This window comes from Methylobacterium sp. B4, from assembly GCF_003201865.1.
Classification (GTDB): domain Bacteria; phylum Pseudomonadota; class Alphaproteobacteria; order Rhizobiales; family Beijerinckiaceae; genus Methylobacterium.
Genome location: NZ_QJJJ01000052.1, coordinates 1 through 1,931 on the forward strand (window position 1 = coordinate 1; position 1,931 = coordinate 1,931).

A 1,931-nucleotide genomic window follows, 5' to 3' on the forward strand; every position below is an offset into this window, starting at 1 on the left:
TGGCACTAGCGGACACGACGATCCTTGAGGGTCTTGAGACGCCGGATCGTCTCCGGCTTCTGCCGGAAGGCGAGCTGCGACGGGTGGCCGACGCCGTACGCGCCGAGATGATCGACGCCGTCTCGATCACCGGCGGCCATCTCGGCTCGGGCCTGGGCGTGGTCGAGCTGACGGTCGCCCTGCATCACGTCTTCGACACCCCCGACGACCGCATCGTCTGGGACGTCGGACACCAGTGCTACCCCCACAAGATCCTGACCGGCCGCCGCGACCGCATCCGCACGCTGCGCCAGGGCGGCGGCCTGTCGGGCTTCACCAAGCGCTCGGAGAGCGAATACGACCCCTTCGGCGCGGCCCACTCCTCCACCTCCATCTCCGCCGCCCTCGGCATGGCGGTCGCGCGCGACCTCGAGGAGGCGGAGGCCAAGGCCAAGGGCGGCCCGGCGCCCAAGCGCCGCAACATGATCGCGGTGATCGGCGACGGCTCGATGTCGGCGGGCATGGCCTACGAGGCCATGAACAATGCCGGCGCCCTGCACTCGCGCCTGATCGTCATCCTCAACGACAACGACATGTCGATCGCGCCCCCCGTCGGCGCGATGTCGGCCTACCTCGCCCGGCTCGCCTCCGGCGGCACCTACCGGAGCTTGCGCGAGACCGCCAAGCAGCTCGGCAAGCTCCTGCCCAAGGCGCTCTACCAGCGCGCGGCGGCGGCCGAAGAGTATGCCCGCTCGCTGATCGTGGGCGGCGGCACGATGTTCGAGGAGATGGGCTTCCACTATGTCGGCCCGGTCGACGGGCACAACCTCGACCACCTGCTGCCCGTGCTGAAGAACGTGCGCGACTCGGACCAGGGCCCGATCCTGCTCCACGTGGTCACGCAGAAGGGCAAGGGCTACGCGCCGGCCGAGGCCAGCGCCGACCGCTACCACGGCGTGGTCAAGTTCGACGTGGTCTCGGGCGTGCAGGCCAAGGCCAAGGCCAACGCCCCGGCCTATACCCGGGTGTTCGGCGAGAGCCTGATCAAGGCGGCCGATGCCGACCCGAAGGTGGTGGCGATCACCGCGGCGATGCCCGGCGGCACCGGGATCGACCTGTTCGGCAAGGCGCATCCCGACAGGACCTTCGACGTCGGCATCGCCGAGCAGCACGCGGTGACGTTCGCCGGCGGTCTGGCGACGGAGGGCTACAAGCCGTTCGTGGCGATCTACTCGACCTTCCTGCAGCGGGCCTACGATCAGGTCGTGCACGACGTGGCGCTGCAGAACCTGCCGGTGCGCTTCTGCCTGGACCGGGCGGGACTGGTGGGTGCGGACGGGGCCACGCATGCGGGCGCGTTCGATCTGGCCTATCTCTGCTGCCTGCCGAACATGACGGTGATGGCGGCCGCCGACGAGGCCGAGCTGGTGCACATGGTGGCCACCGCCCATGCGCATGACAGCGGCCCGATCGCGCTGCGCTATCCCCGCGGCGAGGGCGTCGGCCTGGAGCTGCCCGAGCGGGGCGCGCCGCTGGCGATCGGCCGGGGCCGCGTGGTGCGGCGTCCGGAAGGGGCGCGGGTGGCGCTGCTCTCGCTCGGCACGCGGCTGTCGGAGGCCCTGAAGGCGGCCGATGCGCTCGCTGAGGAGGGCGTGGTGGCCACGGTGGCGGATGCGCGCTTTGCCAAGCCGCTGGACGCGGAGCTGATCGTGGATCTGGCGGGCAGCCACGAGGTTCTGGTGACGATCGAGGAGGGCTCGGTCGGCGGCTTCGGGGCGATGGTGCTGCATCTCCTGGCCGAGCGGGGCGTGCTCGATGCGGGCCGGGTCCGGGTGCGCACGCTGACGCTGCCGGACAGCTACCAGGACCACGACAAGCCGGAGAAGATGTACGCCGAGGCCGGGCTCGACGCCGAGGGCATCCTCAAGGCCGTCCGAGCCGCATTGCCGGAG

General features: G+C 70.9%; 1 protein-coding gene. It reads left to right on the plus strand.

All coding sequences use genetic code 11. The features are described 5' to 3' along the window. A partial coding sequence (gene dxs / locus BY998_RS23805; protein WP_245421731.1) for a 1-deoxy-D-xylulose-5-phosphate synthase occupies positions 1–1,931 on the plus strand: 1,931 nt, incomplete at both ends.